Origin of the sequence: Ligilactobacillus pobuzihii E100301 = KCTC 13174, from assembly GCF_000349725.1 — a bacterium.
Classification (GTDB): Bacteria; Bacillota; Bacilli; order Lactobacillales; family Lactobacillaceae; genus Ligilactobacillus; species Ligilactobacillus pobuzihii.
Genome location: NZ_KB714697.1, coordinates 78,726 through 102,902, shown reverse-complemented (window position 1 = coordinate 102,902; position 24,177 = coordinate 78,726). Strand labels below are relative to the sequence as shown.

Sequence of the window (24,177 nt, the reverse complement as noted above, 5' to 3'; positions counted from 1 at the left end):
TATCTATTATTTTAATTATTCTACAACATGAGAATTAACTACCGGTGCATATTTTGGTCCACAATAATGATTGATTAAGGAGAGATATTCGGCACTGCTTAACGATTTTCCAACTGCAACCAAAAAGTCATAATGAACATCTAATTCAGAAATTTTAAATCCAGCCGATTGAAAATCATTCGCTTCATAAAATGATAAGCGTTTCCGTCGTGCTTGGTAATCTGAATACTTAGGTGCGACCTCTTCAATTAATAGACAAACACGATTTGTTGAATATTTTTCTTTAACTAAGGCTAATGTAGCACTGCCATAGCCTTCCCCTCTTAAATCGGGATCGATGGCTAAAAATCCAATATAAGTCAAATCCCTTTCAGTCATACAATAAACTAAACCAACCCACTGAGCATCATCGTAAATACTCCAAAATTCATTATTAGTATCGGAAAAATGGCTGAATAATAAATCGTCCGGATACAATTCTTCGGCCGGAAAAGCCGCCTGATAAAGCGAATATACTTTTTTAAAATCTTCTTTTTGGGGATCAGTTAAGCTGAGTTTTAAATTCATGATAATTTTCCTCCTAAAATAAAAAACATAATGTCTTTAACATTATGCCATGTGTTTATTAGTTAAAATACCTTACCCATATATGTTCCTAAAGTAATATGGCGAAAATCAAAATCGGCCAATTCAGAAATTTTAATAACTTTTGTCACACCATGAGCCATCATTAAATTCAAAGGCGTTTCATCATCATCAGGTATCACCAAGACAATTGGCTTATTCATGGTTGCCAAGACGCCACATTCATAAGCAATACCATCATCGATATCACCAGGATTGAAGAGCATAATACCAATATCGGAACCCTTGATCCCAGCAATATCAGCCCGAAATGTTTGAACTTGCCATTCTACGTTACCCATTAATTCGGGATGATCATTAACATTTAGATCCTTATACTGAAAATCTAATGGGTAATGTGAAAATTTACGGCTAACAGTTGGATTTGATTCAACTGCTTTTAAACCTGCCTGTCGTAACTTATCTTGTGCTTCACTAAACCAAGCACAACCAATGTAAGCTTTAACCGGTGCAACATCGAAATCAGAAACAACATTATTTTCTTTTGAAAGACTCATCATTTATCTCCTTATTTTCTACTTAATAGACTTACATCAATTCTATAGAAAATGCTCTCAAAAAGCAATTATTCAAAATAAATGTTTTGTCACCTATTTTTATAACAACCCTAATTTTGAACCAAAAAATAGAGATCCAAAAATTGAATCTCTATCTAAAAACATTTTACTTTTTAAAACGATCGAAAAACGATCCGTCACCAGATGGTTTTTCCCCAGAAGCAGATGCAAAATCATGCAAGGCCTCTTTTTGCTTCTTATTAAGCTTTTGTGGTGTAACAACTTTAACCGTAACGCGTTCATCACCGCTACCTTTACCACGTAAACGAGGAGCACCTTTACCACGTAAACGGAAAGTAGTATCAGTTTGAGTACCCGCAGGAATGGTTAACTTAACTTTGCCATGTACAGTTTTAACTTCGATCTCATCACCTAAAGCTGCTTGAACAAAGGAAATATTTTGGTCTAAATAAATTTCAGAACCATCGCGTTTGTAAATCTTACTTGGTGCAACCGTAAAAATAATATATAAATCACCATAAGGTCCACCATTTTTCCCAGCTTCACCTTGTCCTTGTAAACGCATTTGGTTCCCATCTTCAACACCAGCTGGAACAGTGACTTCAACTGCATGTTTTTCTTGAACCCTACCACTACCATGGCAAGTTTCACATTTCTCTTTGATTTCTTTCCCAGTACCGTTACATTGATCACATTGTTGTTGTGTCATTACACGGCCAAGTGGTGTTTGACGTTGTACTTGCACGAACCCTCGGCCACCACACTTAGAACAAGTTTCTGGTGATGTGCCTGGTTTGGCGCCATTACCACCACAAGTTTTACATTGTGCTTCACGGGTATAATCAACCGTAGATTTTTTACCAAAAATGGCCTCTTCAAAAGTTAAATGCATTTCATATTGCAAGTCACGGCCTTGACGTGGACCATTTGGATTACGTCCACGACCAGCACCGCCGCCAAAAAAGGAACCGAATATATCTTCAAATCCACCGAAATCACCGAAACCGCCCTGATCGAAACCGCCAAAGTCTCCGCCACCAAAACCGCCTTGTTGACCGGTTGAACCGAATTGATCATATTGGGCTTTCTTTTTTTCATCACCCAAAATGTCATAAGCATCGTTTACTTCTTTAAACTTTTCTTCTGCACCCTCTTCATGATTTATATCCGGGTGATATTTCTTAGATAATTTCCGATATGCTTTTTTAATTTCATCAGCAGAAGCATCCTTGGAAACTCCAAGAACTTCATATGGATCTCTTTGTTCAGCCATATCCGTCCTCCAATTCATCTTACGTTCTTATCAGCTTATCACATCTAAATTCAAATAAAAAGTCAAAGTCCAGTATCGGACTTCGACTTTTTAAATTACGGTTAACTAATTAGTTCTTGTCGTCCGGATCGACTTCTTTAAAATCACCATTTACTGTGTCATCATCAGAACCATTGTCGTCTGAAGATGATGAGTCACTAGCATCGCCGCCTTGAGCTTTTTGTGCTTCTTGGGCTTGTTGATAAAGTTTAACTGACATATCTTGGACTAACTTAGTTAAGTCATCTTTCTTAGACTTCATGTCATCAACATTGTCAGCCTCTTGCGCTTTCTTCAAGTCGTCACGAGCATCCTTGATTTTTTGAACTTCATCTTCGCTAACAGCATTGTTATCTTTAACTTCATCCAAAGTCTTATCCGTTTGGAAGATCAATTGATCGACTTCGTTCTTCAGATCAACTTCTTCTTTACGTTTCTTATCATTTTCTTCATTTTCTTTGGCTTCATTGACCATACGATCAATTTCGTCATCAGAAAGACCGGAAGAACTCTTGATAGTGATCTTTTGTTCCTTGTTTGTGCCAAGATCCTTAGCTGAAACATTTACGATACCATTCTTATCGATATCAAATGTAACTTGAATCTGTGGTACACCACGAGGAGCTGCAGGAATATCTGCCAATTGGAAACGACCTAATGTCTTGTTATCAGCAGCCATTGGACGTTCACCTTGCAAAACATGGATATCAACGGCCGGTTGGTTATCAGCAGCTGTTGAGAATGTTTGCGACTTAGATGTTGGGATCGTAGTATTACGATCGATCAACTTAGTAAACACACCGCCCATTGTTTCAATACCTAGTGATAATGGAGTAACGTCCAATAAAACAACGTCTTTAACATCACCAGTGATAACACCAGCTTGAATAGCAGCACCCAAAGCAACAGCTTCATCAGGGTTAACTGATTCATTTGGCTTGTGACCAGTTTCTTTTTCAACTAATTCCTTAACAGCAGGGATACGTGTTGAACCACCAACTAAGATAACTTCGTCAACATCGTTATTTGATAAACCAGCGTCAGATAAAGCATTTTGAACGGGGACACGTGTTTTTTCAACTAAGTCAGAAGTTAATTCATTAAACTTAGCACGTGTCAAAGTTGTTTCTAAATGCAATGGACCTGCATCACCAGCGGTAATAAACGGTAAGGAAATTTGTGCAGATGAAATACCAGACAAATCTTTCTTAGCCTTTTCTGCAGCATCCTTCAAACGTTGCATAGCCATCTTATCTTTGGAAAGATCGATGCCATTTTCTTGTTTGAATTCTGCAACTAACCAGTTAATGATCTTGTTATCAAAGTCATCACCACCAAGGTGTGTATCACCATTAGTAGAAAGTACTTGGAATACTCCATCACCTAATTCAAGGATAGAAACATCAAAAGTACCACCACCAAGGTCATAAACCATGATCTTTTCGTCTTTATCTGTTTTATCCAAACCATAAGCTAAAGCAGCAGCTGTTGGTTCATTGACAATTCTTTCTACCTTTAATCCAGCGATCTTACCAGCGTCTTTAGTTGCTTGACGTTGCGAATCATTAAAGTAAGCTGGTACCGTAATAACAGCCTGTGTCACTGATTCACCCAAATATGATTCAGCATATTCCTTTAAATGTTGTAAAATCATTGCGGAAACTTCTTGTGGTGTATAATCTTTGCCATTTGCTGAAACCTTATAATTAGCTTCACCCATATGACTCTTGATTGAAGAAACAGTATCAGGGTTAGTAATAGCCTGACGTTTAGCAACTTCACCAACCTGTGTTTCACCATCTTTAAATGCAACTACAGATGGTGTTGTACGATTTCCTTCAGGATTTGCGATGATCTTTGGGTCTTTACCTTCAAGAACAGCAACTGCAGAGTTTGTGGTCCCTAAATCAATACCAATAACTTTTGACATACAATTCTACCTCTCTTAAAAATTAATTTTATTAATAGTATTTAACAAATTTATTGTGCAACGACGACCATTGCAGGTCTTAAAACACGATCCTTGAGCATATAACCTTCTTGATATACCTCAACGATCATATCAGATTCTTGTCCCTTTTCTACTGGAACTGTCTTAACAGCCTGGTGAAAATTAGGATCGAATTTTTTATTTAAAGCATCCATTTTAACAACGTCATTATTTGATAACGCACTTTGGATATCATTGGCAACCATTTCGACGCCTTTTTTCAATTGCTGAGAACTTTCATCATCAACCTCGATATCCAGTGCACGATTCAAATTGTCTACTGCAGGCAAAATAGCTTTAGCAATATCTTGGCCTTTGTATTTCAATAAGCGCTCTTGCTCTTTTTGATATCTATTTTGTGTGTTAGCAATTTCAGCTTGTGCCCGTAAATACTTATCTTCTGATTCTTCAAGCTTTTTTGACAGTTCATCAATCTTAGCCTGTTGTGGATCTACTTTTTCTTCTGAAACATCTTGCTTAGGATCTTCTTGTTCAGAATTTTTGGCAGTTGCACTTTCTTGCTCTTGTGTTTCTGCCTTTTCATTCATATTTTTTTCGTCGGCCAAATCAACACCCCTTTTCTTTATTCATTAAAGTCACGATAATAATTGCTGAGTCGTTGCGATAATTCAAATCGAAGCGCATCAACTAAACCCAAGACCTTGGAATATTGCATGTTGGTTGGGCCTAAAATAGCAATTAATCCCTCGCCATTGTTACCATCATGGTATTTAGCCGAAATCAAACTATAATCACTTAATAGATTGTCGGATAATTCATCGCCAATGATAACAGCAAAATCACGGTTAGTTTCCAGCAGTTCATCTAAACCAGAACCATGATCAACTAGACTATAAACTGATTTAACCTGTTCAATATTATCGTTAGTTAAATAGTTTAGCAAATTTTTCTTTCCATCCACAAAGACTTGCTGATGCACGGCTTTGCCCAAAACATTATCGAAAACATCAAGTAAACTGATCGACCCACGTAAATATTTACGTAATTTTGGGGCATTCAGCTGCAATTTAGCGCTCACCTCATCAATTGGCAAACCAACAACTTCCTCATTGATCAAACGAACAACAGCTTCTAATTGATCACCATGTATCCCTACTGGAACATTATATATTTGACTTTCAACTGTGCCATCACTCGTTACCATGATCAACATAACTTGTGAACTTCCTAATGGAACTAACCTAAAACCTTCAAGTTTAACATCTTTTGAACCAGGCTTTAATGAAATTGCCGTATAGTCAGTCAAGCGAGATAAAAGTCTAGCGGACATTGCAATGATCTCATCGACTTTAGAAAAATTATTTGCTAAAGCATTTCGGATAACGCCGAGTGCTTTTTGATCTAATTGAGCTGGCTTAACGATATTATCAATATAATAACGGTAGCCACTTAATGATGGGACGCGTCCAGAACTTGAATGTTCTTTCATAATGTAACCAGCTCGCTCTAAAACAGCCATCTCATTTCTGATCGTAGCTGAACTAACATGAACTGGTAACTGTTCTTGTAGTTTCTTAGAACCAATCGGCTGACCAACATTCGCGTAGTCCTGAATAATCGTCTCCAAAATCAGTAATTGTCTTTCTGTTAACATCACAATCACCTCTTTTTAGCACTTAACACACCTGAGTGCTAAGTCAATTATTAATATACACGACATCTGTCGAAACGTCAAGGAAAGTCAATGTTTTTTGAAAGTCTTTCAAAAAGACTTAAAAGCCTATTTTAATGCCTCTATTGGACATTCTCTCTTTAAAATTGCTCTAGAATTTTTTTCATCTTTTTTCATTTGATCAACTAATTCTGCTGCTCCTGAGAATTTGACAGATGGTCGTAAATATTTAAACCATTGGACACGCACTTTTTTGTCATAAAAGTCAGCTTGTACGTCAAACAAATTGATTTCAACTGTGATCCCACGATCAGGTCCAAAAGTTTCATTGCGACTAACTGAAGCCATACCATCAAACCAGTCATGATCAATTTCAACCTTCACAGCGTACACTCCTACGGTAGGGAGCTTTTGTTGTTTACCACTTTTCACATTGATCGTTGGGAAACCAAGTTGTCGACCACGTGCTTCACCGTGAACAACTACCCCTGAAATTTCAAATGGGTATCCCAATAAGTTGTTACCTTTTTCAATTTCTCCATGATCTAAGGCATTCTTGATCTGAGTAGACCCAACTTTTTCTGCACTTTCTTGTAGTTCTGGTACCTCATATACATCAAAACGACCATTCGCATACTGTGGCAACATCTGCATATTTGCAATTGAAGCTTTTCCATAAGTAAAGTCAAAACCAGCTACTGCTGTTACTACATGCAAATCGAAGATATATTTATCTACAAAATCTTGTGGGCTCATTGGCACTAGGTTTTGATTAAATTCCACTACATAGGTAATATCAACACCAATTTCTGCAAACAACTCTAATTTGCGATCCAAAAGCGTCAAATAACGGACTTGCGTTGGATCTAAGCTTTTATATGCTATTTTAGGATATCGGTCAAAAGTCATAACTGCCAACTTAGCACCCTTATTATGAGCTATTTCTTGGGCTTTTTTAATTACCCTTTGATGGCCACGATGAACACCATCAAAAAAACCCAAAGCTAATACAACTGGTTCAGCAGGTATTAAATTCTTGTTATAAGGTTCAGATAAATTAATAACTTGCATTTTCACTTTCCTTTCACACTAAGTCGATCATTTGCTCCGGCTGATATCTTTTTTTAGATGCATTGTAATAATAAAGACAACGTACGCGATTTTCGTAAAACAAAACGAGCTTATCATCCGGAACTTCTTTTTTTTGACAATACATATTTTTTGGTATTAAAAAGCCACCATTTTTGATAGAATTCCATTCCTCATCAGACAGTTCATAGCTAGTATATTTGCGTAAAGCATGACTAGCAGGACGTAAAACTTGTGCAAGTTGTTCCTCGTCCATTTTACCTAACTTTTCAATACTGATCGACTCTTCAAGTGAAAAACCGCCACTTTCTAATCGTGTCAAATCTGACATGACAGCTGGCACTTTAAGCTTTTTTCCCAAATCAACGGCCAAAGTACGCACGTAGGTTCCCTTTTGGCAACCAACTTCAAAAAATATTCTTTGTTGTCCTGTTTCAGGATCGAAAATCGTTGGACGGATCTGTTTAAAATAATCAACCGTAATTTTTCGCTCAGGGCGCTTTACCTGTTCATGATGTCGAGCATAATCGTATAAGCGACGCCCATTGACTTTAATAGCCGAATACATTGGCGGGATCTGAATCATAGTTCCAGTCAATTCTTGCATCTTTTCATCTATCTGAGTAGTTGGTATCTGCCCCTTAATTACTTTTCTATCTATAACATCACCTTCTAAGTCTTCCGTTTCAGTCGAAAAACCAAGCGTGATCTCACCTTGATAAACTTTACCAGAATCCATCATATAATTAACCACTTTTGTTGCATGACCAATACAAATTGGCAATACTCCATCTACATTAGGATCAAGCGTTCCTGAATGACCAACTTTCCTAGTTTTAAAGATTTTTCTACATTTAAAGACTGCGTCGTTACTAGTCATTCCGCTTTCCTTGTATAATGGCAAAATTCCGTCCATCAAAATCCCCTCACCTTTTACGCTAATATTTATCTGAACTAACCTCAAAATTAAAGAATAATTTAACACTTTTTAAAAAAGCCGCTACAAAACAATGTTTTGCAGCGGCACTTTGCCGAATCTGTTTTAAAATAAAGTAATTAACTTATGTCTTTTACTTTACACAAAACATCTTCAGTATATCTATTGTTCCTCTTGATGCAACTTACGCAACAGATCATCAATATGTTCACCATATTGTTCTGATTTATCCTGCTTAAATTCAATTTCTGGAGTCACATAGATACTCAACCTATGCCCAAGTTCTCCTCTGATCAAACCAGTTGCTTTTTTAAGCCCTTTGGCAGTTTTCTCCTGATCAGAAGCTAAATCTGACAAGATACTGTAATATATGGTGGCATGCTGTAAGTCACCAGTCACATCAACGCCCGTAATAGTTATACCCGTTACCCGCGGGTCACGCACACGTTTTTGTAAAATATCGTTGACTTCGCGTTGAATTTCTTGCGCCAAACGACCAACACGTATTTGTTGTGCCATCATTATCCTCCTTTAACTGCTGACTGAGGTCAGTCTATTTTATCCAATTACTATTTTAGTTAACTGGTACTTCTTCCATGATATAAGCTTCGATTTGATCGCCAACTTTAATATCATTATATTTTTCAATCATCAAACCACATTCAAATCCTTGTTTGACCTGCTTAACATCATCTTTGAAACGCTTCAAACTAGCTAATTTGCCTTCATAAATTACGATGCCGTCACGGATCACACGTACACCACTATCACGTTGGATATAACCATTCATTACATAACCACCGCCGATAGTCCCAAGCTTAGAAACCTTATAAGTTTCACGGATCTCGACTTGACCAGTAACTTTTTCTTGATATTCTGGTTCCAACATACCCTTCATAGCAGTTTCGATTTCATCGATTGCTTTATAGATAACATTATGCAAACGAATATCAACTTTATCTGAATCAGCCTGAGCACGCGCTCTTGGTGTCGGACGAACGTTAAAACCAACGATGATAGCATTAGATGCTTCGGCCAAGGTCACGTCACTTTCGTTGATTGCACCAACAGCCTCATGAATAATATTGACACGAACACCTTCAACATCGATTTTTCTGAAACTTTGAGCCAAAGCTTCAACTGAGCCTTGAACGTCAGCCTTAATAATAACACTAACTTCTTTAAGTTCGCCTTCTTTTAAGGTATCAAATAAATTATCCAAAGTAACATGATTTGTTTTTTGACGTTCACGCAATACAGATTGCTCGGCCCGTTTTTGACCGGCTGCACGTGCAGTTTTTTCATCATCAAACCCAATAAACCTATCACCTGAAGAAGGAACATCACTCAAACCAGTAATTTCAACCGGTGTAGCTGGTGTAGCTTCTTTGATCCGTTTACCACGGGCATTCGTCATAGTACGAACTCGTCCAAAGGTATCACCAACAACGATTGGATCACCAGTATGCAACGTACCTTGTTGTACAAGCAATGAAGCAACTGGTCCTTTACCCTTATCTAAACGAGCTTCAATTACAGAACCGGCACCGTGCTGTTGTGGGTTAGCTTTTAATTCTAACATTTCTGATTCAAGTAAGATCATATCTAACAGTTCATCAATATTCTTACCAAACTTAGCAGAAATCTCGACAAAGATCGTATCGCCACCCCAACTTTCAGGGATCAAACCATATTCGGCCAACTGTTCCATCACATGGTTAGGATTTGCACCTGGCTTATCGATCTTGTTAACTGCAACAATGATCGGAACTTCCGCAGCTTTCGCATGGTTGATAGCTTCGATCGTCTGTGGCATTACGCCATCGTCAGCAGCAACAACTAAAATGGTTACGTCAGTAATATCAGCCCCACGTGCTCGCATATTAGTAAATGCTGCGTGTCCTGGAGTATCCAAGAAAGTGATCGTCTTATCATCATGGTGCAATTGATAAGCACCGATATGCTGTGTGATCCCACCAGCTTCGCCTTCTGTAATATGAGAATTACGCAATTGGTCCAGTAATGTAGTCTTACCATGGTCAACATGTCCCATGATCGTCACTACTGGTGGACGAGCTTCAAGATGTTCCTGGTTCTTTTCTTCTTCATCAAAGAACTTATCAATATCAGAAACATCAACTTGTACTTTTTCTTCGGCTTCGATCCCATAGTCAGCTGCTAAAATTTCAATCGTATCTTTATCTAGCGACTGATTTTGATTGACCATAACACCCATCATAAATAATTTTTTGATGATCTCAGCTGGCTCACGGTGAATCTTTTTAGCAATATCAGCTACGTTCATTCCAACTGTATAGATCAGCTTATCTGGTAACGGCTTATTCTTACGTTGTGGTGCCGGATTATGCTTAATATTGACATTCCGATTATTGCGACGGCCATTATTACGACGATTTTTCTTTTTAAAGTTCTTGTTCCGGTTATTGCTATTGCCCGAATTATTGTTGAACCTGTTATTAGAGCGAGGGCCGTTTGAACGAGCGTTTCTAGTTTCATTAGTTTTATTGCTATTATTATGGGTCCGGTTATTTTGTTTATTTACAGGACGATTATTTGTCCCCTTGTTTACAGGCTTAGTTGAACTGTGCCCATTGTTTCTATGAGGATTATTATGCGCACTATTTTTATTCTCACTATGTTGGCCCTTTTGACCAACTGTTTTTTTAGAATGTTCATTTTTCTTTTCGTTCACTTTTTTATTAACCACTTTCCTTTTCGGACGATAAAATTCACGAATCTGTCGCTCTTCATTTTCACCTAAAACAGACATATGATTACCGACACTAAATCCCTTGTCTTCGGCAACTTTAATTACATCTTTGCTGTTTACATTTAATTCTTTAGCTAACTCATAAATTCGTTTTTTGCTCATACCATCAACCTCCGATTAAATTCTGCGGAGTATCTGTCTGTGCTAAACGAACCAAACGATACTCCGTTTGGATCCGTCTAAGTCGACAGTAACTCAAGCATTTTACGACCGAAGCCCTTATCAGTCACCGCGATCACACTTCTCTTTTGTCCGATCGCAGTACTGATCTCACGTTCACTATAAACTTGAGATAGACTAATATCATAGCTCCGGCACTTATCATTAAATCTTTTGCGAGTATTTTCAGCACAGTTATTAGCTACAAAAACTAACACAACTTGCCGTGCTCGCACTTGTTTTAAAACCGTATCCGTCCCTGTAATAACTTTTCTTGCTCGCATAGCGAGACCTAATAAGTTTAAAACTTTTTGTCTATTTTCCATCGCCAAACAATTCCATACGTGCAACCTGATGATCAACATATGCAATCAATTCTTCATAAAATGAAGGATCGATCTTCACACCAAAAGTTTTATCAAAAACTTTATCTGTCTGTGCCTGCTTGGCTACTGGAACATCTAAACGAATATATGCTCCACGACCTTGTTTTTTACCAGTCGGATCAAGGCTAACTTCGTTTTCTTTGTTCTTAACAACACGAACTAATTCTTTTTTAGGAAACATCTCACCTGTTACAATATCCTTGCGCATCGGGATCTTCTTTTTTGCCATGTTAGACCACCCCCTAATTAATTTTTTGAACCTGGGTCTATTTCTTCTGCAGACTCTGATAAATCTTCATTTAGTCCTTCATCATTTGTATCTGTAGCTTGATTTTCAGTATTGTCTGTTTCCACTGTATCTTGTGATTCAGTTTCATCTGCTACCGCTTGGTCATCAGCGGCTTGCATATCTGATTCGGACTTAATGTCGATCTTATATCCAGTTAGTCTAGCGGCTAGGCGGACATTTTGACCACGTTTACCAATTGCCAAGGAAAGCTGGTCATCTGGTACAACTACTGTACAAACATGTTCATTTTCAGGATCGAAGCGAACTTCCAATACATCCGCAGGGTTTAAAGCATTAGAGATAAAATCTGCCGGATCTTCTTGCCATTGAACAATATCCATATTTTCACCTTTTAGTTCATTGACAATTGTTTGAATGCGTTCACCTCTCGGCCCCACACAAGTTCCAACTGGATCAACATTTTCATTATTTGAACGCACCGCAACTTTGGCACGATCTCCTGCTTCACGAGCAATCGACAAAATTTCAACTGTTCCATCATAAATTTCAGGTATCTCTTGTTCAAATAAACGTTTTAACAAATCCGGATGTGACCGGCTAACAAAGACTTGAGGGCCCTTGGAAGAATTTTCAACCTTATAAATATAAACTTTAATACGATCATGCGATTTATACTCTTCGCCTTCAATTTGATCTTGGCGTGATAATAAAGCTTCTACTTTACCCAAGTTTACATAAATATAACGGTTATCACGTCGTTCTACTTCACCAGTCACGATTTCGTTTTCATATTGAATGTACTGATTGTAAATAATATTATGTTCTTCTTCCCGCACCCGTTGCATAATCACTTGTTTTGCAGTCTGAGCAGCTATCCGTCCGAAATCTTTAGGTGTGACCTCAAAACGGATCGTGTCCCCGATCTCGTACGCTTTATTGATCTCAAGTGCTTCTTTCAAGCTAACTTCTAAACGTGAATCAAAGACTTCATTAACGACTTCTTTGACTGCATAAACATGAATGTTACCCCGAACTTGGTCAAATTCAACCTCCACATTTTGAGCTTGTCCATAGTTTCGTTTATATGCCGAAACTAATGCACTTTCCAACGCTTCGATCACTATTTCTTTTTTGACGCCTTTTTCCGTTTCTAAAGAATCTAAGGCTCCAAGTAATTCCTTACTCATTTTATTTTACTCCTTGTTTAACATCTGTATTTAAAATTCTATCGCTAAGCGGGCCTTGGCAATTTTATCACGTGGAATAACAACTTCTTTTTTACGTGTTTTCTCCCGATACTCAATTGTCAATTCGTCTGCTGTTAAATTGATCAAATGACCTTCATATTGTTTATTACCATCGATTTTTTCATATAATGTGACAAAAATATTAGCTTGCTTCGCAGCAGCATTTTCGAAATCGCGTTCTTTTTTCAAAGGACGCTCCGCCCCAGGCGAAGAAACCTCCAAGTAGTAAGCTTGTTGAATTGGATCTGGATCACATGTATCCAATTTTTCGCTAAGCTCATCACTGATCAAAGCACATTCGTCAATTGTAATGCCACCTTCTTTATCAATAAAGACTCGTAAATACCAACTTTGCCCTTCTTTAACAAATTCAATATCAACAAGTTCAAAATTATGTTTCTCTAAAATAGGTGCTACCAAATCCGTTACCGTTTCAACGACACTGCTCACGCCTTGTCCTCCTTACCAATAAACATTTCTGTTAATATATATTTCTGATCGTTTCCAATAAAAAGAGTGAGCATTTCTGCCCACTCATTACGAGTTATCAAGTTACTGTTTTAAATCTTAGCATACTTACCTAAAAAAAGCAAGTCAATCCGCTTTATAGCACTATTTAACTCTGATTTATGCCAAAAGTTTTAGAATAGATTATCAAATAAACTAAGCTGATTTTCATCAGGTAAATCATCTAAAACATGATTTTCTGTCATGTATTCGATCAAAGTATTAGAAACTTTTCCACGTTTGGACAAATCTTCCTTCGATAAAAATTCTTGTTCTTCACGTGCAGCAACAATTTGTTTAGCAGCATTTAACCCTAAACCAGGAATAGCTGAAAAAGGTGCTAATAAAGTATCTCCATCAACAATGAGCCAATCGGCTGCGTCCGATCGGTTTAAATCGACCATCTTGAACTTAAAACCACGCTCGATCATTTCATTAGCTAGTTCTAGCACAGTTAACAAATTCTTCTCCTTAGTTGATGCATCATTCCCCTTTGAATTTATCTCAGACATAGCGGCTTTGACAGATTCTTTGCCATGAACCATCGAAACTAAGTCGAAGTCATCCGCACGTACAGAGAAGTAAGCAGCATAATAAACTAGCGGGAAATAAACCTTAAAATATGCGATCCGCAAAGCCATTAACACATAAGCAGCGGCATGGGCCTTCGGAAACATGTACTTGATTTTCAAGCAAGCCCCAATATACCACTCAGGTACTTCTGCCTCACGCATTTTAGCCTGCCAATCATCAGGAATACCTCGCCCTTTTCTAACATGTTCCATGATCTTAAAGGCCAAATCAGACTCAACACCCATATGGATCAAGTCCATCATGATATCATCACGACAACCAATAACTTCAGGCATCGTTACTGTTTTATTTTTGATCAATTCTTCCGCATTACCTAACCAAACATCAGTACCGTGAGAAAGTCCAGAAATTTTTAGTAATTCAGCAAAAGTTTTAGGATGTGTCTGATCTAACATCCCCCGTACAAAACGTGTCCCAAATTCAGGAATACCTAACGTCCCTGTCTTTGACTGGATCTGATCTTCAGTCACACCTAAAATATCAGTGCCAGAAAAAAGTGCCATGACACCTGGGTCATCTGTGGGGATCGATTTAGGCTCGATTCCTGAAAGATCTTGTAGCATTCGAATCATAGTAGGATCATCATGACCCAAAATATCAAGTTTCAAAATGTTATCATGAATAGAATGGAAATCAAAGTGAGTTGTCTTCCAAGTTGCACTTGTGTCATCAGCCGGATATTGAATCGGAGTAAAATCATATATATCCATGTAATCAGGAACAACTAAGATACCAGCTGGATGTTGCCCAGTCGTCCGTTTTACACCTGTTGCCCCTTTAGCTAAACGATCGACTTCTGCACCACGAATATTTTGTTCTGTATCACGTTCATAAGCTTTTACATAACCGTAAGCAGTCTTATCAGCAACCGTTCCGATCGTTCCTGCTCGAAATACATTATTTTCACCAAACAAAACCTTGGTATAATTATGTGCAATTGGCTGGTAGTCACCAGAAAAGTTCAAATCGATATCAGGAACTTTATTCCCTTTAAATCCTAAGAAAGTTTCAAAGGGGATATCCTGCCCATCCTTAACTAAATGTGTCCCACACTCAGGGCAATCCTTATCTGGTAGATCAAAACCAGAACCATATTCACCATTAGTAAAAAATTGATTCCACTGACAATTTGGACAACGATAATGCGGCGGTAAAGGATTGACTTCTGTAATACCTGTCATCGTAGCAACTAGACTAGAACCGACGGACCCACGTGAACCGACCAAATATCCATCTTTATTCGATTTATATACTAACTTTTGTGAAATCAAGTAAATTACTGAAAATCCATTACCAACAATCGATTTCAATTCAGTAGCCAGCCGCTTTTCAACTACTTCTGGCAGTTGATCACCATACAAAGCATGGGCCTGGTCCATCGTCAGATTTTTAATATCATCTTCTGCCCCCGGCATTTTAGGCGTATACAATTTATCTTTAACTGGCGTGATCTCATCACACATTTCAGCAATTTTTGCTGGAGCACCAACAACAACTTCTTGAGCGGTATCTTCACCTAAAAATGAAAATTCTTCTAACATTTCGTCAGTTGTTCTAAAATGCGCATCTGGTAATTGTCGTAACCTATTTAAGGGATTTGCACCACTTTGTGAATGGATCAAGATCTTGCGATAAATCGCGTCTTCTTTATTCATATAATGGACATCACCCGTAGCAGCGATCGGTAACTCCAATTCATGAGCTAACTGCACCATGTTTTTAATGATCTCTTCCAAATTTTCATTGTCTTTAACCAATTCTTGTTCTAACAAGGGGGCATATAACGCTTTGGGTTGGATTTCCAAATAATCATAAAAACGAGCTTTTTCTTTAGCTGTGTCATAACCTTTTTGCATCATTGCAGTAAATATTTCACCGCCCGAACAGGCTGACCCGACTAACAATCCTTCACGATACTTCTCTAAGACCGAGCGAGGGATCCGCGGAACACGATAGAAATATTCTGTCATCCCTGCCGAGACAGCTTTAAATAAATTCTTTAATCCTGCCTGTGTCTGCGCCAAAATCGTCGCATGAAAAGGATGCTCATGTTTATATGACTCATTTTCCCCAGCATGCTCATTTAATTGGTCATGGTATTTGACAGCAAACTTTTCAGCGGCATCTTTCATCATCGCAAAATAAATAAATCCAGTAGCTTCGGCATCATAAATCGCACGGTGGTGATGTTCCAAATTAACATTTAATTTTTTGGCCAAATTATTTAACTGAAACCTTTTCATCTCGGGATATAAAACACGTGCAAACGGCAATGTATCGATCCAGGGTTCAGATATTTCAGGTAATCCATGCCGTACATAACCTGTGTTCATAAAATCAACATCAAAGGTCGCATTATGTCCAACAATGATCGTATCTTGACAAAAATCTTGAAACATCTTGAAAACTTCTTCTTCACTTTTTGAACCACGTACCATATCGTCAGTTATACTAGTCAAATTTATCGTTGTTTGAGACAAAGGATGGCCTGGGTCAATAAACTGTTCGAAGGTATCAATTACATTGCCATCTTTCATTTTAACTGCAGCAAGTTCGATAACTTTATCATACCGTGCCGACAAACCTGTCGTTTCTGTATCAAATACTACATAAGTTGCATCCTTTAACGCAATGTGACGTGAATTGTAGGCGATCGGTGTTCCGTCATCCACAACGTTAGCTTCGACGCCATATAAAATTTTAACCCCATTTTGTTCACCAGCGCTATGTGCCTCTGGGAAAGCTTGCAGAGTTCCATGATCGGTAATTGCAATTGCTTTTTGGCCCCAATCAGCCGCTTGTTTAACATAGTCAGAAATACTATTAGTTGCATCCATCATGCTCATATTTGAATGCAGATGCAACTCGACCCTTTTTTTATCAGCTGGGGCTGTATCTTTGCGTTTAGGGTGAGAAACAGAATTAAGATCATATGCATTTACGACTAATTCATGCATATAAGAGTCCTCCTGTACACTACCACGAACTTTGACCCAAGAACCTTCTTCTAAAGCAGCAAACATAGCTTCATCGTTTTCATCACGAGAAAACTTCTTGACCACAAATGAAGAACTATAATCGGTAATTTTTAAAATCAATAGTTGACGTTCAGAACGTAAAACGCGGACCTCTTTATCAAAAACGTAGCCCTGAATAACAACTGATCTTTCCTCTTCAGTAATTTCGCTCATTTGACGTGGTTCAATATCGCTTGAGATCTTCTTACCTAATTGTACTGGTCCATCAATTTGTGGCAACTCTTTCTTAGACTTACGAGCTTCTTTTTGTTGATTTTGTTTTTGAATAGCTTGAATTGCTTTTTGAGCTAATTCGGCATCATTTTTAGCTTTTTTTTCTTTGTATTCAGCGATTTTATCTTGTGAGGCTGACTCGTCGACTAAGGTCGTAATATTTTGTGATGGAAAACCAACTTTGCGATAAGTATCTTCCAATGGTCCCAACGCCTGGGTCACTAAAAAGTTTTTAATAATTTCATTGTCAGCTAATAACATGACCCGACCATCTTGCAAGTATGGAACTTTCCCCTCACATAAACTTTGTGTCAAATTCGAACGTAATCCACTGTTAGCCACGACCCATTGCCAATAATCACCCAATTTTCCATTAGTTACTTCCGGGTCAGTAGTATTGATCGTCAATGTCGTTTGTGCGATACCCTGAAAAGCTGAATTTAAATGTTGTTGTAATTGTACAAATAATTGAAATGGTAAAATATCTGACAAAGTAAAAGTAAAATCCCACCGCTTAGAAACCTGATGAACTTCAACGTGTGCGATACTCCCATTTTCAAGATAACGTGCTTCATCAGCTTGCGGTTGTAAATCGATTTGTTGTAATAACTTAGTAAACATTTCCTTCTTATTTAAAGCCAAAATTTACTCTCCTCTCTGCCATAATATTTTTAAATTGGTTAATTGATATTTATTAGTTACAAATAAAGACAGCCGAAACATCAAACTCGTTTCGGCTCGCGTCTTTAATTCTTATTTTCCTTTTTTGTCATCTAGCAAAATGCCAAGTGAATTTAGTAGTTCACCAGTCTGAACTTCCAGCGTTTCACCAGTCTTGCGCAACTTGATCTCAACAATACCATCAGCTGCCTTTTTACCAACCGTAATCCGAACTGGCAAACCGATCAGATCTGCATCCGCAAACTTGACGCCCGCACGCTCTTTACGATCATCAAGTAATACTTGGTAACCAGCATCTTCTAACATGCCTATTACAGTATCTGCTAATTCAGCTTGATCAGCCTTTTTACTATTAACAGGTACAACATGTACGTCAAAAGGCGATAACGAACGTGGCCAAATGATACCATTTTCGTCACAATGCTGTTCAACTATTGCTGATAAAAGACGTGAAACGCCAATTCCATAACAACCCATCTTGACCGGAACTTGACGACCATTTTCGTCTAGGACAGTCGCATTCATATCTTTAGAATAACGTTCTCCTAACTTAAAGATATGACCGATCTCGATCCCACGTTGGAATTTCAAAACACCTTCACCATCAGGAGAAATGTCACCTTCCTGAACCAAACGTAAATCAACATAGTCTTCTACTTGGAAGTCACGGTCGATGTTAGCATTCAAATAATGGTATCCATCTTCGTTAGCACCAATTCCGACATTGACCATCCCATTCACATCTAAATCAGCGATCACCTTAACATCTTTGATCCCAGCAGGTCCTAATGACCCAAAGCCAGCACCAAATACATTTTTTGCTTCTTCTTCTACTGCAGGACGAATATTTTGCGCAGAGAAATAATTTTTAACTTTGGTTTCATTAACCTGATCGTCACCGCGCATTAAAATTACCACATTTTCATCGTCAACCACATATAATAATGTTTTTATTTCGCTATTTGGATCAATTTTCAGATAATCCGCAAGTTCATCGATCGTCTTAACGTTTGGAGTTGCAACTTTTTCCAGCTCTTTTGGAGTCTCGTGAGATTTTTTAGCAACACGCAAATTTTTAGCCATTTCCAAATTAGCAGCATAGTCGCTAGAATCGGAATAAACCACAACATCTTCACCGATCGGGGCCATCGCCATAAATTCTTTTGAATCTTTGCCGCCCATTTGTCCAGAATCAGCCAAAATACCACGGAAGTCAAGTCCTGTACGTTCAAAAATTTGATTATAAGCTTGGTTCATATCCTGGAATGTTTGATTCAAACTCTCATCATCCACATGGAAAGAATAACCATCTTTCATCAAAAATTCACGTCCACGCAAAAGGCCAAAACGCGGTCTTCTTTCATCACGATACTTCATTTGAATCTGATATAAGGTCAATGGTAATTTCTTGTAAGACTTTATCGTATCACGAATGATCGAAGTAAATGTTTCCTCATGAGTCGGGCCTAAAATCAATTCACGTTCATGCCGATCATTTAGTTTATATAAATCTTGACCATACGCCTCGTAACGTCCAGTCTCTTTCCACAACTCAGCTGGCAAAACAGCTGGGACCAACATTTCAACAGCACCAATTTTACTCATTTCTTCACGAATGATTTTTTCAATATTTTTAATAACCATATTGGCCAACGGTAAATAAGCATACATTCCTGCAGTGATCTGCTTAATGTATCCGGCACGTAGCATCAACTGATGACTGATTGCCTCAGCATCACTAGGTACCTCTTTTAAAGTTGGAATCAATAATTGCGATTGTTTCATGTGCTAACTTTTTCTCCTCTCAGTTCTCATATAACAATACCTAGAAAAAATACCTCTGAATATCATTCCAAGTAACTAATATCATTAGAAGCATCATAAATCCAAAACCGATCAAAGTGATGATAGTTTCTTTATTAGGGTCAAGTGGTTTTCCACGAATCGCTTCAATAATGTTCAATAATAGTTTACCACCATCTAGGGCTGGAATAGGTAATAAATTTACAATACCTAGGTTGATCGACAAGAATGCTAACAAATTGATGACACTAATAGCGCCATATTTAGCAGCTTGTTGTGTAAATGAATACATTGCCACAGGTCCACCTAAATCATTTAAACTAAAGCCATGGAACATATTGACCAAGGCATCCCAAACAGCTTTCATCACGGAATATGTCTGTGTAAAACCGTAACTAAGCATGCCTCCAATTGAATGATCAACCTTTTGACCAGCTTTTATACCTATCATACCAACTTGTTGTCCATTTGAATTTTGTTTTTTTGGTGTTAAAATGATTTTTTTCTTTTGGTCACCACGCTTGACCGTTAACTCAGTCTTTTTACCTCCACGATCACTGATCGATTCAGACAAAGAATCCCAGGAATTCGTTTTTTTCCCCTGAACAGCAACGATTTTATCATTTTTTTGCAAGCCTGCCTTTTGTGCAACTGAATTTTCCTGCACAGCACCTACAGAATTGATTGTCGTGATCGAACCACCTTGGATAAAAGCAATCAAAATAAAAGCTAAAATCGCCAAAATAAAATTATTCAATGGTCCAGCGATATTAGTTAAGATCCGTCTGGTCAAACTGACTGACTGAAACTGTACATTTCTTGGAGCAATTTGAACTTCAGTTCCATCAGTCTCAATGATCATTGCGTCTGGCTTGACCTCTAAGCGACGGAGTTTGGTTTCATCTCCATTTTCATATCCTTCAATGTACAATTCATCGATCAAATCCCAATTAGTTACTTCTAAAGGCAATCCATTCAGTAAACTAACTTTACTACTAGTATTAATTTTTTTTACTACCTGATTTTCATCAAGGATCAAATTGACAGGCATTCCTTTTTGCAAAGTCTCTTCATCGTCTTCCAACCCTGCCATTCGTACATACCCGCCTAAAGGTAAGATACGGATCGTATAAGTTGTGCCATTCTTATGAGTCGCAAATAATTTAGGACCCATTCCGATCGAAAACTCACGGACTAAAATCCCAGATTTTTTTGCAACTATAAAATGCCCAAATTCATGGGAAGTCACAATGATCCCAAATACAATTATAAAAGCGATGATCGTAATGAACATCGGCCACCATCCTTCCCATGGGGAAAATTTTATAAATTACAGTAAACCACAAAAATGCATTAGTGGCAAAACAAACAAGATCGAATCAAAACGATCTAAGATACCTCCATGACCAGGCAAGATTTTTCCTGAATCTTTGACATCAAAATAACGTTTATATGCTGACTCTGCCAAATCTCCGAACTGTCCAGCAATCGACAAGATCAATACCATTAATAACATAAGCGGTAGGCTGTATGTAAAGTGTTCCTGTAAAAAGAAAACATAAAGTCCCACGATGATCACAGTAGCAATTGTGCCACCGATCGAGCCTTCCCATGTTTTATTTGGGCTGATGTTTGGAGCCAATTTATGTTTACCCAACTTACGGCCAATTAGATATGCCCCACTATCCGTGATCCAAACAATAAACAATGCAAAAAAGATCATCCAAATACTGTTTTGTCTTGCCCCCATCATATAGTGAAAACCAAGACCGATGTATATTGAACCAATAGTCAACGTACCTGCATCGTCAAATGAAAAACGATTGCGCGTAAATACACTATTTAGCAACAGAAGTAAAATTAGAAAGTAAGCTAGATCTAAATGTGTAATATTTTGTGGTAAAAAATTTAACCATGCACTGGGAACTAAAAATACAGCCGTCAATAAATATGAAATAATAGCTTCAAAGGAAACTAACAATTTCTTTTTCATCATCAATAATTCAGAAGCTGCCACTAGCCCCATTGCAACCACTAAAATATCAAATGGCATTCCACCAACAAAAATCAGTGGTATAAAGATCACTAAAGCCACTATGGCCGTTATAACTCGTTGTTTCATTTATCCTCATTTGCTCCTTTTTATGCCTTAATGCCTCCAAAACGGCGATTACGTTGCTGAAATTTTAAAATATCTTCATACAAGTTCTGTGGTTTGTAATCCGGCCAATAGACCTCCGTAAATACAAGCTCACTATATGCAATTTGCCACAACAAAAAATTCGAGATCCGCTGTTCTCCACTTGTCCGAATCAACAAATCTGGATCATTGTACGGATGAAGTTGTTCACTCATTAAATACTTTGCAAATATTTCGTCATTGATCTGACTTTCATCGAGTTGTTCATCTTTTACATCTCTAGCAATCTTTTTCGTAGCTTCAACAATTTCTGTCCGTGATCCATAATTCAACGCAAAATTTAAAATCATGCCATCACAGCTTTTAGTCTGCTCGATCGCATTATGAACAGCTACTTGAGTCTTTTTAGGAAGCTTGCTTTCATCTCCCATAACATTGACCTGAACATTATGAGAAATCAATTCTGGAACAAAACGGTTAAAAAATTTAACAGGTAGATCCATTAAATAATTGACTTCATCCACTGGACGCTTCCAATTTTCAGTTGAAAACGCATATAAGGTTAAGACTTTTACGCCTAGATTACTAGCTGCTTTCGTGATAACTTCTACTACTTCCATGCCCTGCTTATGGCCAACTACACGTGGCAAATGTCGTTTCTGTGCCCACCGACCATTTCCGTCCATAATAACAGCGATATGATTAGGGATCCTTTGTGGATCCAACGCCTCTTTTTCTAACTGTTCTTGAGAATTTTTCTTTTCCTTATTACTGAACAAAGGGTACACCTCCTGAGTATCAACAGATATTGTATCAAAAATAACACAAAAGAGGCAAAAACTTTCAAGAAAATTAGAAAAACACTAATTATTCCAAAAATTTCTGCCTCTCTTTTGTGTTAGTAATGTTAAAAATTAACCTTCGAGAATTTCTTTTTCTTTATCATCAGCGATTAAATCAAGGTTTTTAACTGATTCATCTGTGACTTGTTGTGCTTGTTCTTCTAAACTATGAAGCTCATCTTCATTAAGGTCCCCGTCTTTTTCTGACTGTTTTAATTGATCCATCATATCACGACGAATATTACGAACAGCAACCTTACCATCTTCAGTCTTAGCTCTAACTTGTTTAGCTAATTCTTGGCGACGTTCTTCAGTAAGTTGTGGGATCACTAATCTAATTGCTGAACCATCATTAGCAGGCGAAATCCCGAGATCTGAAGCCAAAATAGCATGTTCTACATCTTTTAAAGCAGATTTATCATACGGTTTTACCAATAAAACACGTGCTTCAGGTACCGAAATTTGTGCCATTTGGTTTAGTGGTGTTTCGACTCCGTAATAATTAACATTGATACGGCTAAGTAAGCTAGCATTCGCACGGCCAGCTCGGATATTACCTAACTCACGTTGTAAAGAGTCTTCTGACTTTGACATTTTTTCCTGTGCTTCTTTGATGATTGGATTACTAATTTTCATAATCTATTTACCCTCCACTGTAGTTCCGATGTTTTCGCCGAGAACAACTTTTTTGATGTTCCCATGTTCATTCATATTAAACACAACCAATGGAATGTCATTATCCATTGAAAGAGAAGAAGCAGTTGTATCCATCACATGCAGCCCTTTATTGATAACATCTAAATGTGTAAGTGACTGGTATTTCTCAGCATCCGGATCAACATTTGGATCAGCAGAATAAATACCATCAACACCATTTTTCGCCATCAAAATCACATCTGCGTTAATTTCAGAAGCACGTAAAGCTGCGGTAGTATCAGTTGAGAAGTATGGTGAACCAGTACCACCGGCAAAAATCACTACTCGATGTTTTTCCAAATGACGTGTTGCCTTACGACGAATATATGGTTCTGCAATCTGACGCATCTCGATCGAAGTTTGAACTCGTGTCGGAACACCAACATTTTCAAGATTGTCCTGTAAAGCAAGTGCATTCATGATCGTTCCTAACATCCCAATATAATCGGCCTGGGCACGTTCCATTCCCATCTGAGCACCAGCTTCGCCACGCCACATGTTTCCACCACCAACAACGATGGCAATTTCGACACCCAAATCGTAAACATCCTTTAACTCCTCAGCAACTTTACGAATTTCTGGGGGATTAATACCATGGCCCTCCTTACCGGCTAGTGCTTCACCGCTTAATTTAATAATTACACGTTTGTACTTGATTGACATGCTGCTCCTCCTAGTTTTATTCATTCATAATTTTACTATGAAA

General features: G+C 37.9%; 21 protein-coding genes. All 21 read right to left on the bottom strand.

Annotated elements, in window-relative coordinates; all coding sequences use genetic code 11:
* Positions 1-15 precede the first annotated feature (15 nt).
* Positions 16-567, bottom strand: a complete 552-nt coding sequence (locus tag LACPOB_RS0106765; RefSeq protein ID WP_017868073.1) for a GNAT family N-acetyltransferase — start codon at positions 565-567, stop codon at positions 16-18.
* 62 nt (positions 568-629) lie between these two features.
* Positions 630-1,142 (bottom strand): nucleoside 2-deoxyribosyltransferase, encoded by a 513-nt coding sequence (locus tag LACPOB_RS0106760; protein WP_017868072.1) that lies wholly within the window; start codon positions 1,140-1,142, stop codon positions 630-632.
* Positions 1,143-1,308: 166 nt separating this feature from the next.
* Positions 1,309-2,436 (bottom strand): molecular chaperone DnaJ, encoded by a 1,128-nt coding sequence (gene dnaJ, locus LACPOB_RS0106755; protein ID WP_017868071.1) that lies wholly within the window; start codon positions 2,434-2,436, stop codon positions 1,309-1,311.
* Positions 2,437-2,545: 109 nt separating this feature from the next.
* Entirely contained in the window at positions 2,546-4,405 is a 1,860-nt protein-coding gene (gene dnaK / locus LACPOB_RS0106750) for a molecular chaperone DnaK (RefSeq protein ID WP_017868070.1), read from the bottom strand.
* Positions 4,406-4,455: 50 nt separating this feature from the next.
* Positions 4,456-5,031, bottom strand: a complete 576-nt coding sequence (gene grpE / locus LACPOB_RS0106745) for a nucleotide exchange factor GrpE (RefSeq protein ID WP_017868069.1) — start codon at positions 5,029-5,031, stop codon at positions 4,456-4,458.
* A 17-nt stretch (positions 5,032-5,048) separates the two neighbouring features.
* The gene (gene hrcA / locus LACPOB_RS0106740; protein WP_017868068.1) at positions 5,049-6,080 is read right to left on the bottom strand and encodes a heat-inducible transcriptional repressor HrcA; all 1,032 of its coding nucleotides are present in this window, start codon (positions 6,078-6,080) and stop codon (positions 5,049-5,051) included.
* Between the two features lie 126 nt (positions 6,081-6,206).
* The gene (gene ribF / locus LACPOB_RS0106735; RefSeq protein WP_017868067.1) at positions 6,207-7,169 is read right to left on the bottom strand and encodes a riboflavin biosynthesis protein RibF; all 963 of its coding nucleotides are present in this window, start codon (positions 7,167-7,169) and stop codon (positions 6,207-6,209) included.
* A gap of 13 nt (positions 7,170-7,182) precedes the next feature.
* Positions 7,183-8,103, bottom strand: a complete 921-nt coding sequence (gene truB, locus LACPOB_RS0106730; protein ID WP_017868066.1) for a tRNA pseudouridine(55) synthase TruB — start codon at positions 8,101-8,103, stop codon at positions 7,183-7,185.
* A gap of 183 nt (positions 8,104-8,286) precedes the next feature.
* A complete protein-coding gene (gene rbfA, locus LACPOB_RS0106725) occupies positions 8,287-8,643 on the bottom strand; it encodes a 30S ribosome-binding factor RbfA (protein ID WP_017868065.1) in 357 nt (118 codons plus the stop codon).
* A gap of 55 nt (positions 8,644-8,698) precedes the next feature.
* The gene (gene infB / locus LACPOB_RS0106720; protein WP_017868064.1) at positions 8,699-11,017 is read right to left on the bottom strand and encodes a translation initiation factor IF-2; all 2,319 of its coding nucleotides are present in this window, start codon (positions 11,015-11,017) and stop codon (positions 8,699-8,701) included.
* 77 nt (positions 11,018-11,094) lie between these two features.
* The gene (locus tag LACPOB_RS0106715) at positions 11,095-11,400 is read right to left on the bottom strand and encodes a L7Ae/L30e/S12e/Gadd45 family ribosomal protein (protein WP_017868063.1); all 306 of its coding nucleotides are present in this window, start codon (positions 11,398-11,400) and stop codon (positions 11,095-11,097) included.
* Positions 11,390-11,689: an RNase P modulator RnpM gene (gene rnpM / locus LACPOB_RS0106710; RefSeq protein WP_017868062.1), complete on the bottom strand. Its 300-nt coding sequence runs from the start codon at positions 11,687-11,689 to the stop codon at positions 11,390-11,392. The genes LACPOB_RS0106715 and rnpM overlap by 11 nt, the downstream gene beginning before the upstream one ends.
* Before the next feature lie 17 nt (positions 11,690-11,706).
* Positions 11,707-12,897, bottom strand: a complete 1,191-nt coding sequence (gene nusA / locus LACPOB_RS0106705) for a transcription termination factor NusA (RefSeq protein ID WP_017868061.1) — start codon at positions 12,895-12,897, stop codon at positions 11,707-11,709.
* A 30-nt stretch (positions 12,898-12,927) separates the two neighbouring features.
* Positions 12,928-13,407: a ribosome maturation factor RimP gene (gene rimP, locus LACPOB_RS0106700; RefSeq protein WP_017868060.1), complete on the bottom strand. Its 480-nt coding sequence runs from the start codon at positions 13,405-13,407 to the stop codon at positions 12,928-12,930.
* Between the two features lie 191 nt (positions 13,408-13,598).
* Positions 13,599-17,930, bottom strand: coding sequence for a PolC-type DNA polymerase III (locus tag LACPOB_RS0106695; RefSeq protein WP_371861876.1), 4,332 nt, complete (start codon positions 17,928-17,930; stop codon positions 13,599-13,601).
* Between the two features lie 132 nt (positions 17,931-18,062).
* Positions 18,063-19,775, bottom strand: a complete 1,713-nt coding sequence (locus tag LACPOB_RS0106690) for a proline--tRNA ligase (protein ID WP_017868058.1) — start codon at positions 19,773-19,775, stop codon at positions 18,063-18,065.
* Between the two features lie 40 nt (positions 19,776-19,815).
* Complete coding sequence (gene rseP, locus LACPOB_RS0106685) at positions 19,816-21,087, bottom strand: RIP metalloprotease RseP (RefSeq protein WP_017868057.1); 1,272 nt, start codon at positions 21,085-21,087, stop codon at positions 19,816-19,818.
* Positions 21,088-21,123: 36 nt separating this feature from the next.
* Positions 21,124-21,915, bottom strand: a complete 792-nt coding sequence (locus LACPOB_RS0106680; protein WP_017868056.1) for a phosphatidate cytidylyltransferase — start codon at positions 21,913-21,915, stop codon at positions 21,124-21,126.
* A gap of 20 nt (positions 21,916-21,935) precedes the next feature.
* Positions 21,936-22,712, bottom strand: coding sequence for an undecaprenyl pyrophosphate synthase (uppS, locus tag LACPOB_RS0106675; protein ID WP_017868055.1), 777 nt, complete (start codon positions 22,710-22,712; stop codon positions 21,936-21,938).
* Positions 22,713-22,847: 135 nt separating this feature from the next.
* Positions 22,848-23,411, bottom strand: a complete 564-nt coding sequence (frr, locus tag LACPOB_RS0106670) for a ribosome recycling factor (protein WP_017868054.1) — start codon at positions 23,409-23,411, stop codon at positions 22,848-22,850.
* 3 nt (positions 23,412-23,414) lie between these two features.
* The gene (gene pyrH, locus LACPOB_RS0106665) at positions 23,415-24,134 is read right to left on the bottom strand and encodes a UMP kinase (protein WP_017868053.1); all 720 of its coding nucleotides are present in this window, start codon (positions 24,132-24,134) and stop codon (positions 23,415-23,417) included.
* Positions 24,135-24,177 lie beyond the last annotated feature (43 nt).

Bases quoted from the DNA above. Each gene is read 5' to 3' on its own strand.
- dnaK (WP_017868070.1), bottom strand. From the start codon at position 4,405: ATGTCAAAAGTTATTGGTATTGATTTAGGGACCACAAACTCTGCAGTT.
- hrcA (WP_017868068.1), bottom strand. From the start codon at position 6,080: ATGTTAACAGAAAGACAATTACTGATTTTGGAGACGATTATTCAGGAC.
- pyrH (WP_017868053.1), bottom strand. From the start codon at position 24,134: ATGTCAATCAAGTACAAACGTGTAATTATTAAATTAAGCGGTGAAGCA.
- dnaJ (WP_017868071.1), bottom strand. From the start codon at position 2,436: ATGGCTGAACAAAGAGATCCATATGAAGTTCTTGGAGTTTCCAAGGAT.
- LACPOB_RS0106715 (WP_017868063.1), bottom strand. From the start codon at position 11,400: ATGGAAAATAGACAAAAAGTTTTAAACTTATTAGGTCTCGCTATGCGA.
- infB (WP_017868064.1), bottom strand. From the start codon at position 11,017: ATGAGCAAAAAACGAATTTATGAGTTAGCTAAAGAATTAAATGTAAAC.
- truB (WP_017868066.1), bottom strand. From the start codon at position 8,103: ATGGACGGAATTTTGCCATTATACAAGGAAAGCGGAATGACTAGTAAC.
- LACPOB_RS0106680 (WP_017868056.1), bottom strand. From the start codon at position 21,915: ATGAAACAACGAGTTATAACGGCCATAGTGGCTTTAGTGATCTTTATA.
- rseP (WP_017868057.1), bottom strand. From the start codon at position 21,087: ATGTTCATTACGATCATCGCTTTTATAATTGTATTTGGGATCATTGTG.
- LACPOB_RS0106695 (WP_371861876.1), bottom strand. From the start codon at position 17,930: ATGTTTACTAAGTTATTACAACAAATCGATTTACAACCGCAAGCTGAT.
- LACPOB_RS0106690 (WP_017868058.1), bottom strand. From the start codon at position 19,775: ATGAAACAATCGCAATTATTGATTCCAACTTTAAAAGAGGTACCTAGT.
- LACPOB_RS0106760 (WP_017868072.1), bottom strand. From the start codon at position 1,142: ATGAGTCTTTCAAAAGAAAATAATGTTGTTTCTGATTTCGATGTTGCA.
- rnpM (WP_017868062.1), bottom strand. From the start codon at position 11,689: ATGGCAAAAAAGAAGATCCCGATGCGCAAGGATATTGTAACAGGTGAG.
- ribF (WP_017868067.1), bottom strand. From the start codon at position 7,169: ATGCAAGTTATTAATTTATCTGAACCTTATAACAAGAATTTAATACCT.
- LACPOB_RS0106765 (WP_017868073.1), bottom strand. From the start codon at position 567: ATGAATTTAAAACTCAGCTTAACTGATCCCCAAAAAGAAGATTTTAAA.
- frr (WP_017868054.1), bottom strand. From the start codon at position 23,411: ATGAAAATTAGTAATCCAATCATCAAAGAAGCACAGGAAAAAATGTCA.
- rbfA (WP_017868065.1), bottom strand. From the start codon at position 8,643: ATGGCACAACAAATACGTGTTGGTCGTTTGGCGCAAGAAATTCAACGC.
- nusA (WP_017868061.1), bottom strand. From the start codon at position 12,897: ATGAGTAAGGAATTACTTGGAGCCTTAGATTCTTTAGAAACGGAAAAA.